Origin of the sequence: Methanococcus voltae (assembly GCF_024807655.1) — an archaeon.
GTDB lineage: Archaea > AGJL01 > Methanococci > Methanococcales > Methanococcaceae > Methanococcus > Methanococcus voltae_D.
In genome coordinates this window covers 89213-112182 of record NZ_JANUCR010000004.1, presented here as the reverse complement: position 1 = coordinate 112182, position 22970 = coordinate 89213, and the positions used below count along the sequence as shown (strand labels likewise).

Sequence of the window (22970 nt, the reverse complement as noted above, 5' to 3'; positions counted from 1 at the left end):
TCATTATTTTTTTGATAATTATTGACTATTTATCTTATTAATTTGATATTCTCCATTCATAAAGAATATTTCAAGAATATCGCCTTTGAAAATTTGACTATTTTTAGTTTTTAAAATAAATAACTCATTTAATTCAGTATCTCGGACTAAAAATTTATTTTTTACATAATTGCCGATTGAAACTTCCTTAAAGTCGTGGCTATATATTTTAACTTGTGCATTTTCTGAACCTTGACAATCTATAACTTCATACTCTCGTGTACGTCCAGATTTCTTAACTAACGGGTACATTTAATCAATCCGTCCTTTTTGGTTTTCTTCATCCTCAACTATTACGAGTATTGCCCTTTTTCCGACGTACTCCTTTTTCATTGAGAATCTCGCTGAATTGCCCCATTCTTTTATTGTTCCCTCGAATACCTTGGGTCTTATTTCTTCAGTTTTCATATCTCACCTCTTTTTTGGTATTATGTTAGTTGGTTAATATATCATCGTTTGTATATTTACCAACAATAATAATTAAGATGATACAAGTATTTAACCTTTTTGGTTTAAAACAAACGATAATAATTTTACAAATATTAATTTTTTTAAAAATAGTTATTTTTATACAAACATATGCTTATTAACTAAAATTTACAAATAACTATATATTTATAAAATATCAAAAAGTAATGAAAGATTAATCCGTAATAAAAAGAATAAAAACGTAGGATTAAAATTTTGGTGTTAAAATGTTTAAAAAATTATTAAATAAAAAGCATACATTTAGCATTTTAAAGATATTGTATGAAGCTGAAGAAGAACCTTATTTTTCAGAAATTCAAAAAATATCGAAGATTGATAAAAGTACATTGAGCCTTTTATTAACTGAAATGGAAAAATACGAATTAGTTTCAAAAAGAGAAGATAATTCAGACTACATATTACCTAAACGGTACTATAAATTAACCCCCAAGGGAATAGAGACTTACGAACGATATAAACATTTGTTAGACATTGAAAAGGATTTTAATAAAAATAAAAATAATAAAAATAATAATGCTAAGAATAATAACAACGAAATGGTAAACAGTAATTACAGCAGTAATATACAAGGCGATAACACGATTATAACAAATTCACACGATATCGTAATAAAAAAATAAATAGGCCTATTTTAAATAATAATGATAATGTTTTTAGTTTAAACTTAAATTTTAGTTTCAATATAAAAATTAATTTCAATCATCTAATTTTTTTCATCATTCTTTATTACATAATTTCAAAATGCTACATTTTTTATAGTTTCAGATACAAATTATATAGTTATTGTACTAAAAACGTTTAAAACCTTTTGAATTAGTGATACATATATTTATATTTTTTTGTCAACATAATTATATAATTCGATAATGAATATTTGAGAATGAATGAAACTAAAAATATTATGGACTGATTGTTATGTTTAAATTAATAAAAGATGTATTGGAACTCCCAGAAGATAAATGTCGTAAAAATAAAAAATATCGAGAAAATCTTATAAAAAATGCAAAAAATGCACAATCCAATAAAACTGTTTATAGTGAAAATACGACTAAAAAAGTCCCAAATGACTTAAAAAAGGAAAAAGAAACTAACGAGAGTATGAATAGTTTTGATAAAGGTAAGTTATTTGAAAAATATGTGGAAAATGTACTATTCCCCAAAGAATATTTTGATTTACTGCATAAAACTCCAGACTATGAACAGAATAACAGTAGATTTGTAGAAAGTTCTTTAAATCCTGATTTTATGTTTAGGAATAGGAAAACAGGCGAAGAATTTTATGTCGAATGTAAATTTAGAAGTGAATTGTACGGTAGTATGTATAAATGGGCCAAAAGTAAAGACCAAATGGATAGATATAGAGCTATCGAGATGAAAGAAAATAAAAGAGTCTTTATAGCTATGGGCTTAAGTGGAACGCCTGAAGCTCCTGAATACGTGTTTTTAACACCTTTAAAGGATATAAAGTATATTTCATTGTACCCTACAGCTTATGAAAGTTATGAAGTGGAACAGCCCCTCGATATTCTTAGATTTTTGAATAAAACATATAAAGCGTATGAAATTAACATTAAATCTAAAAAAGAAAAGGAAATTCTTGAAAATATTAATTCTAATACAGAATCTGAACCCGTAGAAGAACCAAAACCTCAAATAACACCAAAAATAGATAACTTAGAAAGTACCAAACAATTTAAGGAATTTTTAAATATTAATAAAACGTCAAAAAGTAAGGAAAATATAAAAATCATTAAAGAAAAAAATGAAAAAAATGAAAAAGAACCAGTATATAAACCAGATTTAAAATGGTACACTGGAGACCAAATACCAGTTAATGAATTTACAGCACTTAGGGTATTATATGAAAAAGGAGAATTAAAATCCTCTAATTTTAACAAAGAATGTAAAAAATTAGGAACGCCTGCCAAATACGCTGTATTGGATTGTGAAAATAAAAAATTAGTAACTTCAAGGGGTACTTTTGGTAAAAAGTATAAAATAACAAAACTTGGAAGATTTGTTTATGCAGTGAATAAATCGAAAATTTATAAAATGATATCTCGGGAAGATTTTGAGTTATTAAAAGACTATACGATATTTTATAAACTATTGGATGATATAAGCTACTATAAATTACTTAATAACATGTATGAACTTGATGATTATCTATCAAATAGTGAAATTTCTAGATACGTCTTAAATAATAGATTAAAAACAGATATGATAAATACGCTGTTAACTCTTGAACTAATAAATTATAAAACGCATAATAAAAGTATTTTTAGTAATAAAACATCTTATAAAATCTCTGATTTCGGTAAAATGGTATTTGAAGAGTATAAAAAAGATAGTGGTTATAGATAATCTTTATTATTCATTACTCTTAAAAACTCTTTTTTTCTAAACTCCTTACTTGAGTGTATGTACGTCATTGTCGTGTTAACGTTTGCATGACCCATTATTTTAGATAATATTTCAATATTCATATTGCTTTCACAGGCTAATGTACCAAATGTATGGCGTAGTACGTGAGGAGTTACAATAATATTTAAAATATCTTTCGAGATTGTTCTTAAATATCTTCTATAATCAGATATTTGACCCTCCGAAAGTTTATAACCTCCTTTAGTTAAAAACAATCTATCTATTTTAGGATTTAAAAATTCTCTATATTTTAAATATTGCTTTATGTGAAGTAATAATTCATCATCAATGAATACGTATCTGTCCTTGTTTCCTTTCCCGCTCTTGATTATAATCGACCTATCCGATAAATCCATATCATTTAACGAAATGTTTATGAATTCACTTATACGTACGCCTGTTTTTATAAGAAATAATGTAAATATGTAATAATGATAGTCTTCGATTTTTGAAAGTAATAGTTTAGCTTGATTTTTACTTAAACATTGCCTTTCTTTTAACTGAGGTCTTAAAGTCCTTACATAGAGCTTTAAAGGATTATTTATTAAATATTTATTTTCAATTGCCCATTCATAAAAACGGTTAACGTCTGTTAAACGTCTAATCGTTGTACTTATTTGAATTGGTTTTCCATTATGACTTCGATAGTTATTATAGAAAAATAACGCATCGTCGATGGTTATAGTTTCCCAACTTTTTTCCTGGAAAAAGTTCATAAAAATATTTAATGAAGCTCGATAACTTTTTAAAGTGTCCTTACTTCGTGCAGATAAAAAGTTTAAATATCTATTTGCTAAATTCCTTGATTCTTCGTTCATTATACCACCTAAAACTTAATTTTTAACTATTTTCTATTTTATAATATTTTATTCGCTAATTAATCGCTATTATTTCGTATTCTTCGTTAAGTGGTATCATTTCATCTCGTAATTTAAAGTAAGTATTTCTATCTTGCCCGATACTACGTTCAACTAATGCGTTGAATTCTCTGTCTCTTTCTAAAAGTATTCTAAATTCTTTTTGTTTTAAGTTATTATCAATGTTTAGATATTCTAATATGTTTTTAAAAGACCACCATTTGTCCGGTTCGGTGTTTAGAAGTTTTAAAAGATTACTTTTTAATTTTAAGACGTTTGAACCCGATATACTATTATTTATTAATTCCGTTATTTTGTTTACGTCTTCCTGATTTTCAGGTAAGATATTGTCTATATCTTCATAGTTATAGCTTGGACTTCTTTGTTCTCTTTCCCTATTTATTTGGTTTTGATTATTGTATGAGTTTATATTTTGTTTATTTGGATTTTCTACTTTAATTAAATCTAATTTGTAGTCAATTCTATTCATTAGGGCTAATAAATCCATATAATGAGGGTATTGTTTATTTGTGAATTCCATTGCAAACTTTGCATATGTGGAAATGCTACTGAAACCCATATTTCTTGCTAACTTTTTAAAGTGTTCTTTCTCATTGTCATCGACCATGTAAAATGACATCTTAGGCATTGCTATCACCTCTAAAAAAACTGTAAGGTAGCAATAGATTTATATAAGTTATTAACATATCCGTATTTACGGATAATCGTGTTTAGTAAAAAAGTATACTTTTTGTCGGACAAATATTAAAAAATAATATTTTTATAACGGCGTTCTGGCCTTTATTTAACATAGTGAAGTTATCACTATGGCTATTATCTAAAATGGGGCTTTAGATAAACCGGTTTCCTTTAAAAAAGCTGGTATAAACCTTGGAGATATGGATGATGACAGTTACCCCCGCTGATGTATAAGACCGTAATTTATAACGACTTTATACAGATGACGATATCAGCACTATCTGACATGCTACCAAGAAAAAAATAAAAAAATAAAAATAAAAATAAAAATAAAAAACTCTATTTTTAAAAATATCAAACTATTTTGTGAATAATTATAAAAAATAATATTAATTTTATAGGATATTTATAATATTTATTCGTCTAATCTACCATTTCCTAATAATTTATACTTAAATCCGAATTTTTCCCATAATTCTTGATTTAATATATTTTTAGTATCAATAATATGTTTATTTCTAATTTTTGATTCCATAAACTCTATTTTTTCAGCAGTAGTTTCTTTAAATACGTCGTGGTCTGTTAAAACTAATATACAATCCGCATTTAATACACAAGTCTCTAAATCATAGAGTGGATACTTAAATAACTCAGCATGAGGGTCATAAGTCATTACTTTATATCCTGCATCGATTAACAAGTCTGCAACCTTTTCAGAAGGGCTTTCTCTCGTATCTTCAACATTTCCTTTGTATGTTGCGCCAAATATACAAATTTTCATATCTTTAGTTGATAGATTGAATTCTTCTTTATAGTCTTTTAATTCGTCTTCAACTTTTTTAAACACGAAATTTGGCATATTATCATTTAATTCACGTGCTGATTTGATAAATTTGGCATTATCTGAAACTTCGACAATAAACCAAGGGTCTATGCTAATACAATGACCTCCAACGCCCGGACCAGGATTTAAAATATTAACACGAGGATGTTTATTTGCTATATTAATAGCTTCCCATACATTAACGCCTATTTCATCGCAAATCTTTGAGAATTCATTTGCAAGAGCAATATTAATATCTCTGTACGTGTTTTCCATTAATTTTACCATTTCCGCAGTTTTGGAGTTAGTTGTATATATATTGCCCTCTACAAATGATTTATAGATACTTTTAGCCATTTCCGCAGATTTTTGGTTTATACCGCCAATAATTCTATCATTACCGGATAATTCTTTTATAATCCTACCAGGTATGACTCTTTCCGGACAATGGGCAACATAAACTTCATCAACGGATTTTCTAAGCTCTTTATATACTTTTTCAGTTGTTCCAGGCGTAATTGTACTTTCGATAATAATTAAATTGCCATCTTTTACGTAAGGTCTAATATTTTCAACGGCACTATTGATATATTTTAAATCGCAACTTTTAGAGCCATCAATATTTGTACGGGCAGGTGTAGGTACGCAAATTATAAAAACATCTGCAGGCTTTGGTTCAGTACTTACAGTTAGGTTTTTGGAGTTAATTGCACCTTTTACAATTGTGGATAAACCAGGTTCTTCAATTTTTAAGCTACCACTCTTAATTTGATTAACCTTATTTTGGTCAATATCAACACCTAAAACATTATAATTGTAATTTGCTAACATAGAAGCCGTAGGTAATCCAATATATCCGAGACCTACAACACATATATCATTAATCTCGAATTCTTGTTTTGGACGCAAGTCTATCTCTGAATTTAATTCTGTGCCACTTATTACGTTTCGAATCACAGAATTTTCAATTTTTTTGAACTCATTAACATTTGAATTTACGCCAACGTCTTCAATTCCTAAATTTTCCAATTCTTCCATTTCTTCAATTCCCATACTATAAGATAGACTTTCAATTCTTTTTGAATCATTTATATTGTTAATTTTATTTAATGAAACATTTTTCGAAAAGACTTCATTATTTTCATTCAATTCCTTTATATCCCCTTTATTGCCCAACTTAAGATTAGAATTTTCTACCTCCATTTAATCACCTACTATTTTATATTGCCCACATATATGCACACTAATATATTTTATAAATTAGATTAATAATCTAATAATTAATTATTTGGGTTAATAATCTTTTAATAAACTTTTAATAAACTTTTAATAAATTTTTAAACTTTTAATAAATATATGATAAATCTCTAATATTATATGTCATTCTTTAATATTTTATAAAATTCTTTAAATTATCCTAAATTTTGAGTCTATAAAGTCCTATAATTCATCTATCCATTATTTTTTTATAGTTATCGGTTTTTATTTTCTAATAAGTCCTATTACTTTTTTACAGGACTTATTTTTAACATTTAAACGTTAAAAAGCTTGTTTGCAAGACGATATGCCCAAGAACCTTCTATAATCACGCTAAAGAATATGGTTATGAAAGTAGTAACCAATATGGAGCCAGCAATTGCTTCAGGTGGCATATAAGCCGCTATTGCTGGAGGTATCATATGTGGATTCGCCATAATGCTGGAATATATCATAGCACCCATTGCAGCCGGTACAACACCCCGAGGTGCTTCTAAAGCAAAATATATCCTTTCTTTAACGCTATTTATGTTGGGGTATGCTGTACTTATTAAAACACCAATAGGTCTTGCGATAAATAAAGCAGCTAATGCACATACTGAACCTATCAAAGCATATTCTTTTAATACACCCAAACCTATACTTGCACCTAAAAATACAAATATCAATACTCTAACTAATACAGATAACTGGTTCCCAAATTCTGCTAAATTATCAAGTTCCACAGTTTTAGAGGGGTCTTTTGTGACTACATTACCGATATATAAGCCCATAATAGCTACAGCCATATAACCACTGAATCCATACCCGGTTAAACCTGGCATCAATGATTCACCAATATACCATATTAAAAATGCAATACCCATAGTTAATGGAGATATATAGTCCCCAAAGTTTCGATTTTTAACGATATATTCGTAAACTCTTCCTCCGAGGTAGCCAAGTCCTAAACCACCTACCGCAAGAGTAAAGAATTCAACAATTGGGTTTGCAGTACTTGCAAACCCTAAACTCGTAAGGATTAAAGATGTAGCAACAATACCCAAAGGGTCATTGAATACGCTTTCAGCTTCCAAAGTGACCGCAATATTCGGGTCAATATCTGAATTTGCAAATATTGGTATCAATGTGGCAGGGTCTGTAGCACTCGTCACAGCTCCAAATAAATAACCAATGGGGCTAAAATTTGGTATTCCGAATAATAGGTTAAATATAAATCCTGAAACAATGAGATAAATGACTAATCCTATAGTATCGAGCCTTAAAACAGTACTCAATACTCTTTTTAATACAATCCATCGCATCTCGAATGCTCCCATCAATAGCAAGATAATAAGACCTGCAGAACCGATAAATGCGAACACTGTCTGAGCATCGATTGTTGGTACAATTCCTAAAAATGGACCTACTACAAGTCCAAACGTTAGAAGTACCGGTATGTCCGGGATTCCCAATTTTTCAGCTATTTTGGCTAAAAATGACCCAAATACAAATAATAAGGCCATATAACCGATTAGTATCGGAACATCCATGATAACACCCATAATCCATATACTAAGTAATATATAAGTACTTGATAATTTAATGATTCATAAATTGTTTAATTGATTAAATAATTAGTTATTAAATTAATTTGTTGTTATTTTTATAGTATTATTTTATTAGTGGTATGGTATTATTTTATTTATTATAATTATTCCAATTTTAAATATAAGACGGGTAATTCAATAATACAAAAGTTTAATTACAAAATATTACCAAATATTACAAATTGATTATATATTATACTCATATAATCGTTTATTTTTTCATTTATTAAATAGTTTTTGATTGATTATATATTAAATATGTAATAAAGATTTTTTAAATTATTGAACTTATGATTTACAGTTTTTTTTAATTTTGACCACATATATTATATTAACGATATTTTAGAATATATAATAACAAATATTTGCAATTATTTATTATTATAACGTGTTATACATTAAATTTACCGCCAAATATAATTTATAGTCTATTCGTGGTTTAAAACTGGTTTTCTTACACTTCGTAGAATTATATAATACTCTACATTAAACTATTTATAGTTAATTAGCACTTGTGTCAAAATATATTATATTCCAAAAACTTGTAAAAAAGTGTGAAATTAGATGGCGATTAAACTGCTCAATATTATAATTTATAAATAGTAAGGTTTAAAAACTATGATATAATATACTATTCAGCAAAACAATTTTAAAATATCCTTTAATAATTTTATCCATAGCTACAAATTAATAATTATAAATTTAATATAATTATAAACTTATATCAAACGTATAATAAATTGTTAATATTGGTGAAATCATGATTATACTCGTGAGTCCTAAAAATATCGAGGAAGCAAGAGAAGCTGAAGCAGGTGGTGCAGACATTATTGATGTTAAAAACCCACCTGAAGGTTCATTGGGTGCAAATTTCCCTTGGGTAATCAAAGAAACAAGAGATATAACCCCAAAAGATAAATTAGTTAGTGCAGCAATCGGTGATGTACCATTTAAACCAGGTACAGTTAGTTTAGCAGCTTATGGTGCTGCTATGAGTGGTGCAGACTACGTAAAAGTAGGATTATGGGGACCAAGGTCATACCAAGAAGCTGTCGAAGTTATGAAAAATGTTTCAAAATCTGTTAAATTAGCAGGTGAAGATAAAATCGTTGTAGCAGCTGGTTATGCAGATGCTTACAGAATCGGAGCTGTAGACCCTTTAGTAATACCTAAGGTAGCAAGAGATTCCGGTTGCGATGTTGCAATGTTAGATACCGCTGTTAAAGATGGAAAAACATTATTCGACCATTTAAGCATTGATTTATTAAAAGAATTCGTTGAAGAATCACATTCATACGGTTTAAAAGTAGCATTAGCTGGTTCTATTAAAAAAGAAGAAATTCCAATGTTAAAACAAATCAACTGTGATATTGTAGGTGTAAGAGGCGCAGCTTGCACTAAAGGCGATAGAAACGAAGGAACTATCCAGAAAGATTTAGTTGTAGAATTAGTAAAAATATGTAGAGAATAATTTATTTAATATATAATTATTATCTATTTATTAATTATTTAATACTTATTTAATACTTATTTAATAGTTATTTAATAGTTATTTAATAGTTATTTAATAGTTATTTAATAGTTATTTAATAGTTATTTAATAGTTATTTATTATTTAGTTCTTCATAATAAATTCATTTTTCTTATTGTAGTCATATAAAGTACAATAAACTTTAAATAAAATGGATTACAAGGCAATATATTAGCGATTGTAGGTTATTAAATATTGTTTTTGTTTTTAATGATTTTAAATAACATACGGTATATTGCATATGCCCTCGTAGGCTAGTTAGGATAGACTCGTGGACTGCGGATCCATGGACTCGGGTTCGAATCCCGACGGGGGCGTTTTATAAATTTTTATAATATCATAATATAATTTTTATTATATGATTTTAAATAATAAGTTTAAATATTATTTTAAAAAGTCTATTTTTAAATTTGCATATTAATTTGCATATTAATTTGTCTTTTATTTTAGTACTTTGTAGAAATATATTTTTATATAAGTATGCAGTTATATAATTTTAATTCAAGAATAATATGTGATAAACTAATCTAATGTACAAAATTACAGAAATCACGGTGTAATTATGAAAGTAGCAATTATAAAATTCTTAGGTACAAACTGCGACGGCGATGTATTTCACGCAGTAGAATTGGCAAAAGGAGAACCTGAATACGTATGGTTTACGGAACAAAACTTGGACAATTTTGGCGGTGCAGTAATTCCAGGCGGTTTTTCATATGGAGACCACTTAAGAGCAGGTGCAATTTCAAGTAAGACACCTGTCATTGACTCGTTAAGAAAAATGGTAAATGATGGCAAACCTGTTTTAGGGATTTGCAACGGTGCACAAATAGGACTCGAAGCGAATTTTTCAAAAGGTATACTCACAGATAACAACTGTGCTCACTTTATTTGTAAATGGGTTTACATTAAGGTGGAAAACAACGAAACACCTTTTACAAAGCAATACAAAAAAGGACAAGTTTTAAAAATCCCAATAGCACACGCAGAAGGTAAATTTTACGCAGATGAAGAAACTGTTAAGGAAATGTATGAAAAAAATATGGTGGTATTCAAATACTGCGATGCTGAAGGAAACATCACTGAGGAAGCAAATCCAAACGGTTCAGTAGATAACATCGCAGGTGTTTGCAATGAAGCTGGAAACTGTGTTTTATTAATGCCTCACCCAGAAAGAGCGAGCGAACTTGAACTCGGTTCTAACGATGGTTTAAAAATGTTTACATCAATGATTGAATAAATTTTAAAATTAGAATATATAAATTATAAAATAAAAAATAAAAAATAAATACTAAAATAATATTCTTTTTTTTTCAAATTGAAATTAAAATTTAAAAATAACAAATTTTTGATAATCGTAAAAATATTCTATAAAACAGTTTTTTTATTCGTAATTACTAATTTACTAATATTAAAAAAGTAGGTTGTAAATTAGTTTAAAAGTTATTTAATTAATCTTTTACTAATTCTTTACCTTTTCTGAGTTCAATTTTACATGGTGTTGGCATTTTCATTGAACATCTTCTTAAAGCTTCTTTTGCAATGTTTGCTTTTTCAACGGTTGTTGAAATGGTGATGATTTCTTGTCCTTTTCTAACTCTTGCAGCTGTACCGGTAGCTTTACCGAATGACAATCTCATACCGTCAGAAATCCTGTCCGCACCAGCTCCTGCAGCCATTTTGTTTTCCCTTAAGATTTGGTGAGGGTAAACTCTAATGTGGAATTTGTATCCTAATCTACCACATTCTCTTTGAATGAATTTATTACCAGCAATCCTTGCTGATTCTAATGCATTGTGTCTGATTTGACAGTCAGTTTTTGATACCAAGTGGTATTCTACTGGGAACTCTGCAGCTGTATTACCCATAACGTAGTGAACTACTCTTGGTTGCGGTACAGCTCTTACGTATTCTTTTCTTGTGTAAGAAGGCTTGTTTATTTCTCTATAACATCTTCCTGGTCTTAGTGCCATAATTATTCCTCCATAATCGTGTTTTAGTAAATGAGTCGTCTTTAAAATATGATATAATATACATCTATCTAATAATATATAAAGATTACCTCTATAATTTACCTAAAAATCATCTGTGGATTATTTAAACAATATCGATTAATATCGTCTTATAAATTGATATAATTTTTATTTTTTGATTAATACATCATTTTATTAAATTATCATAAAATTATGCTCTATATCATATTATTTAGCCAATTATTTAAATTTAACTAATTTTAAGATAATTCATTTTCAAGATATATATGACATTCTTATTTTTATATCTTATCATTTGTGTTATGAGATTATTGCAACGAAAATATTACAAAGAAAACATTATACTAAAATTAAATTATAAAAAAGAAATAAATAGTATGATGTAAAACAAATAAAATTAAAAATTAAAAATTAAAAAAAAACGAAAATTATTTGAGATGATGCAAATGTCAATGGTTCCAAAATCACATCCAAGATACAAATCTTTATTAAATCGAGGAAAAGTCGTAGAAGCTTTTGAATCTGGAATACTCGCAAAAGGCGGTTTAATTGCTCACGGTAGGGGAGAAACTTACGACTACCTAATAGGCGAGAAAACTCCAAAAGCTGCAGAAGAAGCAATAAAAGCAAGTGCTGCAATGTTATTACTTGCCAAAAATCCTGTGATTTCAGTAAATGGCAATAGTATTGCACTCGCAAAAGATGAATTAATTGATTTAGCTACCGAATTAAATGGTAAAATTGAAGTAAACTTATTTTATAGGACAACAGAAAGGGAACAAAAAATTAAAGAATTTTTCGAGAAAAACGAAAGTAATAATGAAAACTACAAAAACAATAAAATAATCTTACTTGGAATTGATGACGCAAACAAACAAATGCCGAATGTAGACCATTTACGAGGTAAGGTTTCAGAAGCAGGGATTTATACCGCAGATGTTGTATTGGTACCTTTAGAAGATGGAGACAGGGCTGAGGCACTCGTTGAAATGGGAAAACAAGTTATTGCAATCGATTTAAACCCACTTTCAAGAACTGCACAAAAATCAACAATAACAATTGTGGACGAACTTACAAGATGTATACCACTCTTAACGGAAGAAATAATCAATTTAAAACAGAAAAACTTGTCAAATAATGAATTAAAACAGATTTCGGAATTTGATAATAAAAAAGCACTCAATAAAGTTTTAAAATTAATTTCAGATAATATAACAACTGAATAAGTACATAATTTTTTGTTGTTATTTTTATTACATTATTTTTAAAATAGAATACTTATTTTTTATTTTTATTTTTTTATAAAAAGATACACATATTTGCGTATACTTCGGCAATTTGCTAACCGATGTAAGTCAAAAAATTAAAGAATTTTTTTTAAAATTTGATAAAATTAAATTAAAAACCCATTTTTCTTATAATATTTTATATATTCATAAACTTAGTATATAAAATATATCCCATATTATTGGGACTTTTAATAAATATTATATTTCAAAACAATTTAAAATTATGATGTAAGTATGACTGGAATAGGTTAACATCGGCATTTATCGAAAACCTCTACATTTAAAATCGAAATATTTATATACTATTTTTTAGGTATAAGAGTTATATGGAAAAAATAGCTGTGCATATTATGGGTGAAATAGTATATTCCGACGATATAGGCAAAACTATGAAAAAATGGAGAGAAATGTTTGGCATACCTCAAGTTGAGATTTCTCGAAGCTTGGAAGTGTCTCCATCAGTCATTAGTGATTACGAAGTCGGAAGAAGAAAAAACCCTGGAGTAAATATCGTTAAAAAATACGTAAAAGCACTTATATCACTTGATAAAGAAAAGGGTGGGCATACTATTAAAGCTCTTAAGAACGTCTTAAATCCTACATCCATGAATGCAATACTTCAGTTAAAAGAGTATCAAAATCCCAAAACTGTTGGAAAGATGTTGGAACTGATAGACGGTACTATTATCTGTGGAGAGTCTGGTATTGGCCACCAAATATTTGGACATACGGTTATTGATAGTAAAAAGGCTATTTTAGAAATGAATGGTCAAGATTTCATTAATTTGTATGGCTGGACGAGTGAAAGAGCGTTAGTATTTACGGAAGTTTCTGCAGGTAGGAGTCCGATGGTTGCGATACGTGTCAGCAACATCAAGCCAAGAGTTGTAATATTTAACGGCGTATCAAATCTTGATAAATTAGCTATTAAATTGGCCGAATTAGAAGGTATTACCTTAATTACCACCGAATTAAATACAAATGACTTACTTAAAAAATTAAAAGAAGCTTGTCAATAATCGAGATAATAATTTACAATACAATAAATACGTTATAATTCTAATTATAATTATGGCTATAATTATAATAATATTTATATTGTAAAATAAATTACTATTGTTTATTGTTTTCAGCTTTTTTTAATAAATATTGAATATTTTATTAAAAATACATTGTTATATCGTTTACTTTGTTGGAAATTCAGCAAAAATTGAATTTATTATTAATTAATAAATACTGTAAAAATTTGAACTTAAAAATTAAAAATTAAAAATCTAAAAATACTATGATGGTGAGTAAATGAACGAAGTGGGTATCGTAGGATATGGAAGCCATATACCAAAATACAGAATACAAGTTGAAGAAATCGCTAAAGTTTGGGGAAAAGAGGCTAACGCTATTAAAAGAGGTTTAATAGTAAATGAAAAGAGCGTACCTGGACCAGACGAAGATACGGCTACAATATCAGTAGAAGCTGCAAGAAGAGCACTTGTAAGAGCAAATATCGACCCTCAAAAAATTGGAGCTATATACGTAGGTAGTGAAAGCCACCCCTATGCAGTTAAGCCTACATCAGGTATTGTTGGGGAAGCAATATGTGCTACACCTGATTTCACAGCAGCAGACTTAGAATTTGCTTGTAAAGCAGGTACTGCAGGTATACAAATGTGTATGGGACTTGTAGGTAGTGGAATGATTGAGTACGGTTTAGCAGTAGGTTCAGACACCGCACAAGGTGCTCCAGGCGATGCTTTAGAATACACCGCAGCAGCAGGTGGTGCAGCTTACATTATTGGTAATAAAAAGAGCGAAATGTTGGCAAAATTTAATGGCACATACTCTTTTACAACAGATACGCCAGACTTTTGGAGAAGAGAACATGAACACTACCCAAAACACGGCGGTAGATTTACAGGAGAACCAGCTTACTTTAAGCACGTTTTAAACGCAGCTAAAGGAATGTTTGAAAAAATGGGTACTACACCAGCTGATTACGATTACTGTGTTTTCCACCAACCAAATGGTAAATTCTACATTAATGCAGCTAAAAAATTAGGATTCAACCAAGAACAATGGAAATACGGTTTATTGACTCCTTACTTAGGAAACACTTACTCAGGAGCTGTTCCTTTGGGATTATCAAATATTTTAGACCACGCAAAAGCAGGAGACAGGATTTTTGCGGTTTCATACGGTAGTGGTGCAGGTAGCGATGCTTTCGACATAACTGTTACGGATAATATAGCAGGTGCAGCGGAAAAAGCAATCACAACAGAGACATTATTAGCACACAAAAAGTACATTGACTATGCTGTGTACATGAAATACAGAGAAAAAATTAGAATGTAAGTATTTTAGGACTTAATTCAAAATTTAAGGAAAAAATAGTAAATGACAATGATAATACATATAATAATTAAATTAGACTAAATTAGACTAAATTAGAATAAAATATTAATAATATATAATAATATATAATAAAATTAAAAAACCTACCTATTAGGTGAAAATAATGAAAGATATAGCGATTATAGGATATGGTCAAACTAAATTCGGTGAATTATGGGAAAATTCATTCAGAGAATTACTCGTGGAATCAGGCGTTAAAGCGATTGAAAACGCAAAAGTAGACGGTAATGATATCGATGCAATGTACGTAGGTACAATGAGCGGTGGTTTATTCGTAGGACAAGAACACACAGCTTCATTAATTGCTGATTACGCAGGTTTAAACCCTATTCCGTGTACAAGAGTAGAAGCAGCTTGTGCTTCAGGTAGCTTAGCTTTAAGAAGCGCTTGTATGTCAATTGCAGCAGGTCAGCACGATGTTGTACTTGTTGGCGGTGTTGAGAAGATGACTGACGTTGCTGACCCTACAGGGGCTATTGCAACAGCATCAGACCAAGAATGGGAGGCTTTCGTTGGTGCGACATTCCCTTCATTATACGCAATGATGGCTAAAAGATATATGTACGAATACGGATTAACACTCGAACAATTATCAACGTGGAGTGCTATTGCACACGAAAACGCTGTAAACAATAAATACGCACAATTTAGGTCAAAAGTTAGCGTTGAGCAAGTTATGGGAGCTTCACCAGTTGCTGACCCATTAACACTCTTACACTGTTCACCAGTTTCAGACGGTGCTGCTTCACTTATCGTATGTGATGCAGATAAAGCAACAGATTACGCCGATAAAGACGATATTATATACATTAAAGCATTTACACAAGCTTCTGACACAATTGCATTACACGACAGAACTAATATGACTACACTTAACGCTGCGAAAGTAGCTTCAAGCCAAGCTTACAAAATGGCAGGCGTTGGTGCTGATAAAATGGACGTTGCAGAAGTTCACGACTGTTTTGCAATCAACGGTTTAGTTTTAACCGAAGATTTAGGATTCTGTGAAAAAGGTACGGCTGGAAAATTCGTAGAAGAAGGAAAAACAAGAATCGATAACGATAAATTCGTTAGCGTTAACCCAAGTGGTGGTTTAAAAGCTGCTGGACACGCTTTAGGTGCTACAGGAATTAGACAAGTTGGAGAAGTTTACTGGCAACTTAAACAAGACAAAGAATGTAAAGATAGACAATGTACAATTAACAACGGATACGGTATTACTGCTAACGTAGGAGGTACCGGCGGTACTGTTTGTACACATTTATTATCACTCAACAGATAATTAGGATTTAAGAAATATATTAAAATGGATATTAAAACAAACTTAAAATTAAAAACTACTTAAAATTAAAATTAAAATTAAAATATATTAAATAAAATATATCAAATAAAAAAATTTGGTGGAATAATGGTTGTTAGAACTTGGAGACATATGCAAGAACGATATAATTTAATCGGTAAAAAATGTAAAACTTGCGGTAAAGTATACTTCCCATCAAGAACAGTATGCCCAGAATGTAGAAGAAAGGGAGAAATGGAAGATTTCCAACTTTCAGGCGATGGTATTGTATACACATACTCAATCGTGAGAGCACCACCTAAGGATTTTGAAAAAAATTCACCTTATATTGTGGGAATCATTGAATTAAAAGAAGGAACAAAAATAACAGGTCAAATCGACTGTGATATTAATAAAATTGAAATTGGAATGCCTGTGCACACAGAATTCAGAAAAATTAAAGAAGATGGTAAATCTGGTATAATTAGCTATGGTTATAAATTTGTACCATCTACTCACTAAATATACGCTAAATAATTTATTATTTTTTAATTTATTATTTTAATAAATATTACTTTTTATTTTTAATTCTACGTTTTATTATTGGCATATATGCTTTTTTTGCGGAACTGTTTATATTAGATGACATATTATTTAATAATATCCATAATGATTTAAGTTTAAATATTTAAATAATACCAAAGATATTATTAAATAGTAAAATATAGTAAATTCATAAAAAGTTATCTAAATTAAAAATAAAGAATAATACTTAAAAAATCAGATTAAAAATCAAATAAATCAAAATATATGTGGTGAAATTATGGCAGAAGAATGCAGTGGAAATTGCGAATCTTGTGGACAAAGTTCAGAATGTTCTGACACCAAAAAGATGATGGAACAGCAAAACAAAGTAATTAGAGAAAAAATGGGCAAAATAAAACATAAAATAGCTATTGTAAGCGGTAAAGGTGGCGTTGGTAAATCAACCGTTACAGTAAACCTTGCAGCTACATTAAACCAAATGGGTTATAAAGTTGGCGTACTTGACGGCGATATTCACGGCCCTAACATCCCTCAAATGTTAGGTGTGCACAATGTACAACCTACCGGCGATGAAAACGGAATTATGCCAATTATGACCAAAGAAGGCATAAAAACAATGTCAATAGGCTACTTTTTACCTGACCAGGATTCACCAATTATTTGGAGAGGTCCAAAAGCAAGTGGTGCTATCAAACAGTTTTTAAGCGATGTTGCTTGGGGCGAACTCGATTTCTTATTAATCGATACACCGCCAGGGTCTGGAGATATTCAATTAACAACATTACAATCAATACCTGATATCGATGGTATGGTAATTGTAACCACGCCGGAAGAAGTTTCAGTGATGGATGCAAGAAAATCAGTTGGTACAGCGAAAGTTCTTGAAATAAAAATCATTGGTTTAATTGAAAATATGAGTGGCTTCGTATGCCCTCATTGTGATGAAGTAGTTGACGTATTTGGTAAAGGTGGCGGTGAAAAGGCTGCAAAAACTTTAAACGTTAACTTCCTTGGCCCTATTCCATTAGATGTAAAAGCGAGAGAAGCTTCAGACAAAGGTATACCGATGGTTTCATTAGACTGTAAGGCTTCAGAGGAATTTAAAAAGATTGTTGACAAAATCGTTAAAATCGTTGAAAAACAATAATCTTTTAATTTATTTTATTTTTTAGTATATTTTTTAAATTAATATTTATCTTATTTTTATAGTATATTATTTTTATATGATATCACCATTGTAATATATACTAATATAAAAAATAATATAATAACTATGAGATTATTTTATAATTTATTCGGTGTAATAATGCTACCTAATTTAAAAGCGACAGATATAATTGAAAAATATATAAATGAATTTTCAGAAGAGTTTAAATCCAAAAAAATGACCAAAATAGATTCTGTTGAATTTTTAAAACTCTCAAAGAATTTAATAGCTGAATTAACAAGTAAAGAAATTGATATGCTCGTTAAAACAGATGATGGAACGTATACTTTAAAATCAGAAGATACAGACGAATTAATGCACTCACGGGTTGGTGCACTTACCGAAGGTATCGAAAAGTTCGCAATCCCTTCTAAAGTGGAAATACGTGAAGATTGCGATTGCAATATATTAGACCTCTGTAGTGGTATGGGTTATAATGCAATGGCTTGTTTATCTAAAAATAAAAATTGCAAAATAGATATGGTTGAAATAAGTAAAGAAACTTTATTTCTTTCTTTATGCTTGGATATTCCATTAAAAGAGCACGAAATTATTAAAAAAGCGTATTTTGAGTTTTTTAAAAATAATATATTTGAGAATACAGATAATAAAGATAATGAAGATAATGAAAATAATAAATATATTAACAATATTCGAGTTTTTAACGAAGATGCACGGATTATATTGCAAAAAATGCCTGATAACTACTATAATATAGTTTGTCATGATGCTTTTTCCCCGGCTCGAGACCCTGTATTATATACTGTTGAATTTTTAGAACTATTGTATAAAAAACTTAAAGATGGAGGTATGATAATTTCCTACTCTTCGTCTATTCCTTTTAGGAGTGCACTGTTTGAAATTGGATATAATGTATATGAAGGCGTTTCAATAGGTCGTAAGAGAGGTATTACGATAGCTTTTAAAGGTAAACCTATTTATCATCACATATCTATTCAAGAAACCTGTGGAAATGAAAATACTTGCAATAATAATGAAAATAATGAAAATAATAAAAAAAATACGGATAATTATGAAAATGATAATTACGAACTTCAAAGAATTTCAGATGTTGATGAGAGACTTATTGCTTTATCATCGATTGGAATTCCGTATTATGACGAAACGTTGAGTAAAAATTCTGAAGAAATAATAAATAAACGGGAAATTATGAGGGAAAAATTCAAAGATAAGTTAATGGTAAACAAAGATGATGAATACAATTATCTTTATTCTACAAAACGTATAAAATCCGGTAAAATTGACGAAAAATTGTTAAATATTCAAAAAAATTCCAAAAACTCTGTGGAATGTATTAATTTATTAAAAAAAGAATTAACTAATTTATAATTGATTAATTAATAATTGATTAACAATTAATTAATATATTTTTCTGTTAATTTATCCATTCTATGTTTTTTAACAATTCTATTTGCTTCATTGATTAATAATTGCGTAATATCTTCCTCGGAAACTTTAGAAAGACCTTCCCACGAAGGACAAGCGTTAACTTCAATTACTTTTAACCCTGTTTCACTTTCTATTAAATCTACACCTGCATAATATAAACCGAGTGCTTCTTTTGCAGCCAATGCTAACTTAGTTATCTCTCGGGTTATTTCACACTGTTTTGGAGTTCCATTTTGCTTAATATTTGTAATCCAGTTGTCTGATTCCCTGTACATAGCAGAAACTACCCTATCTCCTATTACAAAAGCTCTAATATCCCTATATACATTATTAGGGTTATTTATGAATTTTTGCATATAAAATGCAGGGTTTGTCTCTTTAAAAGTATTTAAGATATTTAGCTTTGCAACTGTTGACCTACCTTTTAATCTGACTAATCCTTGCCCGCCATTTCCAAAAAATGGTTTTAAGACACTATCGTCAAATTTGTCAGAATAAGCCAATATTTTATTAATATCTTCTGAAACGATTGTCTCAGATTGTGGAATCTCGTTTCTTGATAACAAAAAAGAGGTTCTATATTTATTACCTGCATCTTGTATTGCTTGCGGTGGGTTTATTATCGGAATATAAGTACTTAAACACTCGATTATATCAAATCTGTGCATCATTTCTTCACCAAATCCGATATCCCGTACAAATGCACATTCTAAATCGAACAAATTTCTACTATTGTGTTCGAATTTTATGCCTTTTTTTGACAACGTATTAACAATTTTGGATGGCTTTATGATTATCGGGTCGATATCGTTTTGCTCCATTTTATTTTTTAATTCGTCAGTTATCCAATCTCTTTCCTCTGAGATAATACCCATTTTCATACATATCACACAACTATAAACAGTAATAATACTAATAATAATATTCTAATCGATATCAAACTTATATCTAAAACAATCTATAAAAAGTTATTTAATCTTATTTAACCGTATTTTGAAATTTAAAACCAGTATTGTAAAATAATGTTAAAAAATAATAAAATAATAAAATAATAATAAAGTAAATAATAATAAAAAATAAAAGTAGTAATATATTATTGTAAAATTAAAAATAAATATAGAGACTATAAATTAAATTAGTCATCTGTTTCGAGTAATTTACCTGCATCATCGCCAGGTTTTACACTGTAAATTTCAAAGAATTTGATAACTACAGCTCCTTTTGGTTTAATGTTTGGCATTTTTTCAGCCATCCATTTTTTTGTAAGTTCGAAGTATTCTCCTTCCACAACGTATTCAGCTTTTCCTTTAAATTGTAATGAGCAAGCTCTACAGTCTGCAACGTTTATTGCAACGACTGGGTTTTCTTTGATATTTGCAATCGTTTTTTTCATAAAGTTGTCTGAGATAATTAAAGTTTCGTCATCTACAACTATGTTTGCACCCATTGGTGCTACGTTAGGAATTCCATCTTTTGAAGCAGTTGCTAAAAATAACAATCCGCTCAATGCTTTTTGCATTTCGTCGTTTAATTTTACCACGATATCCCTCTCGATAAATTATAGTAAATTTATTTAATTTATTAGTATAAAAACTAACTGATTTGAAATTCAAAATTTAACCCATAAGTGTTAAATCTATACTCATAGTATTAGAGCTAATAATATAAAAATTAAATGATTTTATATAATTATTAGTACTTTACTTTAATTTAATTTTTATTATTTTATTATTTTATTATTATCCATTAAATCTGAAAAGACTATTTCGAGTATAGTTTCAGCAGAATGTCCACAACCAAATGGATTTTCCCAATGTTTTTTGCTACAAGGTGTACATCCACTATCATCTTTCCCAAGTTTCCCATCTGCATCGTAATCTAACATTCCCTTTAAACCATTTATCCAGTGTTCATAATCATAACCAACTATGATATTACTACCTACCGCCACAGTTTCCGGTCTTTCAGTATTTTCACGGATTGTAAGGCAAGGTACTCCCAATATACAGGCCTCTTCCTGAACTCCTCCGCTATCAGTGAGTATTAATTTAGCATTACTTTCCAATAATAAAAAATCTAAATAACCCACAGGTTCTATTAATTCTATTTTTGGATTATTTGACAATTTAGGTAATAAATTAAATTGTTTTAATTTATTTAAAGTACGTGGATGTATTGGAAATATTATTTTTGCGTAATTATTTGCAATTTCTATTATATTATCGACTATAGTATCTAATTTTTCAAAATAATCAGTATTTTCCGCCCTATGTAATGTTAACAAGAAATAATCTTCTTTATTTTTAGATTCGGGGTCTTGAGCGTAAGTTTTAGAGCTGTGTTTGGCTATTTTTAAATTTTGTAAAGTAGCATCAACAATTGTATTTCCCACTACAAAAATTTTGTTTTCGTCAATACCTTCTTTCAATAGATTTTGTTTTGCTATACCAGTTGGGGCAAATAAAAAGTCTGAAACGTGGTCTGTTAATACTCTATTCACTTCTTCAGGCATTTTTCGGTCAAAACTTCTTAATCCTGCTTCCACGTGAGCTATTTTTATACCCATTTTTGAAGCAGTAATCGCACCGGCTAAAACCGTGTTTGTATCCCCTTGTATAAATAAAACGTCAGGTTTTTCGTCAACCAATACCTTCTCAAGAGCTACAATCATACTTCCAGTTTGTTCGCCGTGCCTTCCAGAACCTATTTTTAAATTATAGGTTGATTTTGGCAAATTTAGTTCATCAAAAAATATTTTATCCATATTTTGAGAGTAATGTTGATTAGTATGGATTATTACATATTCCATATCCATATTATTGAATTTTAAATTTTCAATATAATTTAAACCATCAGTTTGTAATCTATTTTTTAAATTATCCTCGGATTTGTCGCTGGATAAGTCATAGCCAGCCATCTTGCTTAACTTCTTTATCCGCTTTATCTCTTTTAAATTATCCAAATATCTAATTATTGGCGACATTTTGATAATTTCAGGTCTTGTGCCCAGTAAAATTGCAATTTTTAACTTATACATTTTCCTTCCCATTTATTATTATTGTAATCATTAAATTTTAGGTTTTTATACTATATATTAGTTATTAAATAATATTAAAACAAATCGAGTT

General features: G+C 29.1%; 21 protein-coding genes and 1 tRNA gene. 12 read left to right on the top strand and 10 right to left on the bottom strand.

Features of this window, described 5'->3' with window-relative positions; genetic code table 11:
- Window positions 1-18 precede the first annotated feature (18 nt).
- Together J3E06_RS05825 and J3E06_RS05820 are read right to left on the bottom strand one after the other, a co-directional pair.
- Entirely contained in the window at window positions 19-291 is a 273-nt protein-coding gene (locus J3E06_RS05825) for a hypothetical protein (RefSeq protein WP_013179684.1), read from the bottom strand.
- The gene (locus J3E06_RS05820) at window positions 292-447 is read right to left on the bottom strand and encodes a DUF2080 family transposase-associated protein (RefSeq protein ID WP_013179683.1); all 156 of its coding nucleotides are present in this window, start codon (window positions 445-447) and stop codon (window positions 292-294) included.
- A 287-nt stretch (window positions 448-734) separates the two neighbouring features.
- Here J3E06_RS05820 and J3E06_RS05815 point away from each other — a divergent pair, with 287 nt between their 5' ends.
- Window positions 735-1148, top strand: coding sequence for a winged helix-turn-helix transcriptional regulator (locus J3E06_RS05815; RefSeq protein ID WP_013179682.1), 414 nt, complete (start codon window positions 735-737; stop codon window positions 1146-1148).
- A gap of 295 nt (window positions 1149-1443) precedes the next feature.
- Entirely contained in the window at window positions 1444-2892 is a 1449-nt protein-coding gene (locus tag J3E06_RS05810) for a hypothetical protein (protein ID WP_013179681.1), read from the top strand.
- On the opposite strand, the gene J3E06_RS05805 is transcribed toward J3E06_RS05810, so the two are convergent.
- The 4 genes from J3E06_RS05805 to J3E06_RS05790 all read right to left on the bottom strand — a co-directional run bounded on the left by J3E06_RS05805 (window position 2883) and on the right by J3E06_RS05790 (window position 8120).
- Entirely contained in the window at window positions 2883-3770 is an 888-nt protein-coding gene (locus tag J3E06_RS05805) for a tyrosine-type recombinase/integrase (RefSeq protein ID WP_013179680.1), read from the bottom strand. The genes J3E06_RS05810 and J3E06_RS05805 overlap by 10 nt on opposite strands.
- A 55-nt stretch (window positions 3771-3825) precedes the next feature.
- Window positions 3826-4458: a hypothetical protein gene (locus tag J3E06_RS05800; RefSeq protein ID WP_013179679.1), complete on the bottom strand. Its 633-nt coding sequence runs from the start codon at window positions 4456-4458 to the stop codon at window positions 3826-3828.
- Window positions 4459-4923: 465 nt separating this feature from the next.
- Complete coding sequence (locus tag J3E06_RS05795; RefSeq protein WP_013179678.1) at window positions 4924-6534, bottom strand: nucleotide sugar dehydrogenase; 1611 nt, start codon at window positions 6532-6534, stop codon at window positions 4924-4926.
- 329 nt (window positions 6535-6863) lie between these two features.
- The gene (locus J3E06_RS05790) at window positions 6864-8120 is read right to left on the bottom strand and encodes a cation:proton antiporter (RefSeq protein WP_048187041.1); all 1257 of its coding nucleotides are present in this window, start codon (window positions 8118-8120) and stop codon (window positions 6864-6866) included.
- A gap of 817 nt (window positions 8121-8937) precedes the next feature.
- Between J3E06_RS05790 and J3E06_RS05785 the strand changes: the two genes are divergently transcribed.
- The 3 genes from J3E06_RS05785 (at window position 8938) to purQ (ending at window position 10948) form a co-directional block, all read left to right on the top strand.
- Window positions 8938-9648: a (5-formylfuran-3-yl)methyl phosphate synthase gene (locus tag J3E06_RS05785; RefSeq protein WP_013179676.1), complete on the top strand. Its 711-nt coding sequence runs from the start codon at window positions 8938-8940 to the stop codon at window positions 9646-9648.
- A 303-nt stretch (window positions 9649-9951) separates the two neighbouring features.
- Window positions 9952-10025: transfer RNA gene (locus J3E06_RS05780), tRNA-Arg, on the top strand.
- 245 nt (window positions 10026-10270) lie between these two features.
- Complete coding sequence (gene purQ / locus J3E06_RS05775) at window positions 10271-10948, top strand: phosphoribosylformylglycinamidine synthase I (RefSeq protein WP_013179675.1); 678 nt, start codon at window positions 10271-10273, stop codon at window positions 10946-10948.
- Between the two features lie 211 nt (window positions 10949-11159).
- On the opposite strand, the gene rplJ is transcribed toward purQ, so the two are convergent.
- Window positions 11160-11681 carry a 50S ribosomal protein L16 gene (gene rplJ / locus J3E06_RS05770; RefSeq protein ID WP_013179674.1) on the bottom strand — a complete coding sequence of 174 codons (522 nt, stop codon included), beginning with the start codon at window positions 11679-11681 and terminating at the stop codon, window positions 11160-11162.
- A 467-nt stretch (window positions 11682-12148) separates the two neighbouring features.
- Here rplJ and J3E06_RS05765 point away from each other — a divergent pair, with 467 nt between their 5' ends.
- From J3E06_RS05765 to J3E06_RS05735, 7 genes are all read left to right on the top strand, one after another.
- Complete coding sequence (locus J3E06_RS05765) at window positions 12149-12928, top strand: 4-phosphopantoate--beta-alanine ligase (RefSeq protein WP_013179673.1); 780 nt, start codon at window positions 12149-12151, stop codon at window positions 12926-12928.
- Between the two features lie 389 nt (window positions 12929-13317).
- On the top strand, window positions 13318-14010 hold the full coding sequence (locus J3E06_RS05760) for a helix-turn-helix domain-containing protein (protein ID WP_013179672.1): 693 nt from the start codon (window positions 13318-13320) through the stop codon (window positions 14008-14010).
- Between the two features lie 280 nt (window positions 14011-14290).
- Window positions 14291-15340 (top strand): hydroxymethylglutaryl-CoA synthase, encoded by a 1050-nt coding sequence (locus tag J3E06_RS05755; protein ID WP_013179671.1) that lies wholly within the window; start codon window positions 14291-14293, stop codon window positions 15338-15340.
- A 163-nt stretch (window positions 15341-15503) separates the two neighbouring features.
- Window positions 15504-16682, top strand: coding sequence for a thiolase domain-containing protein (locus tag J3E06_RS05750; RefSeq protein WP_013179670.1), 1179 nt, complete (start codon window positions 15504-15506; stop codon window positions 16680-16682).
- 126 nt (window positions 16683-16808) lie between these two features.
- Window positions 16809-17201 carry a Zn-ribbon domain-containing OB-fold protein gene (locus tag J3E06_RS05745; RefSeq protein WP_013179669.1) on the top strand — a complete coding sequence of 131 codons (393 nt, stop codon included), beginning with the start codon at window positions 16809-16811 and terminating at the stop codon, window positions 17199-17201.
- A 301-nt stretch (window positions 17202-17502) separates the two neighbouring features.
- A complete protein-coding gene (locus J3E06_RS05740) occupies window positions 17503-18372 on the top strand; it encodes an Mrp/NBP35 family ATP-binding protein (RefSeq protein ID WP_013179668.1) in 870 nt (289 codons plus the stop codon).
- 159 nt (window positions 18373-18531) lie between these two features.
- Window positions 18532-19782 carry an MnmC family methyltransferase gene (locus tag J3E06_RS05735; protein WP_013179667.1) on the top strand — a complete coding sequence of 417 codons (1251 nt, stop codon included), beginning with the start codon at window positions 18532-18534 and terminating at the stop codon, window positions 19780-19782.
- A 26-nt stretch (window positions 19783-19808) separates the two neighbouring features.
- Here the strand turns inward: J3E06_RS05735 and mptN are convergent, their stop codons facing one another.
- The 3 genes from mptN to wecB all read right to left on the bottom strand — a co-directional run bounded on the left by mptN (window position 19809) and on the right by wecB (window position 22879).
- Entirely contained in the window at window positions 19809-20723 is a 915-nt protein-coding gene (gene mptN, locus J3E06_RS05730) for a tetrahydromethanopterin:alpha-L-glutamate ligase (RefSeq protein WP_013179666.1), read from the bottom strand.
- 254 nt (window positions 20724-20977) lie between these two features.
- Entirely contained in the window at window positions 20978-21382 is a 405-nt protein-coding gene (locus J3E06_RS05725; RefSeq protein WP_013179665.1) for a pyridoxamine 5'-phosphate oxidase family protein, read from the bottom strand.
- A 180-nt stretch (window positions 21383-21562) separates the two neighbouring features.
- Window positions 21563-22879, bottom strand: coding sequence for a non-hydrolyzing UDP-N-acetylglucosamine 2-epimerase (gene wecB / locus J3E06_RS05720; RefSeq protein ID WP_013179664.1), 1317 nt, complete (start codon window positions 22877-22879; stop codon window positions 21563-21565).
- Window positions 22880-22970 lie beyond the last annotated feature (91 nt).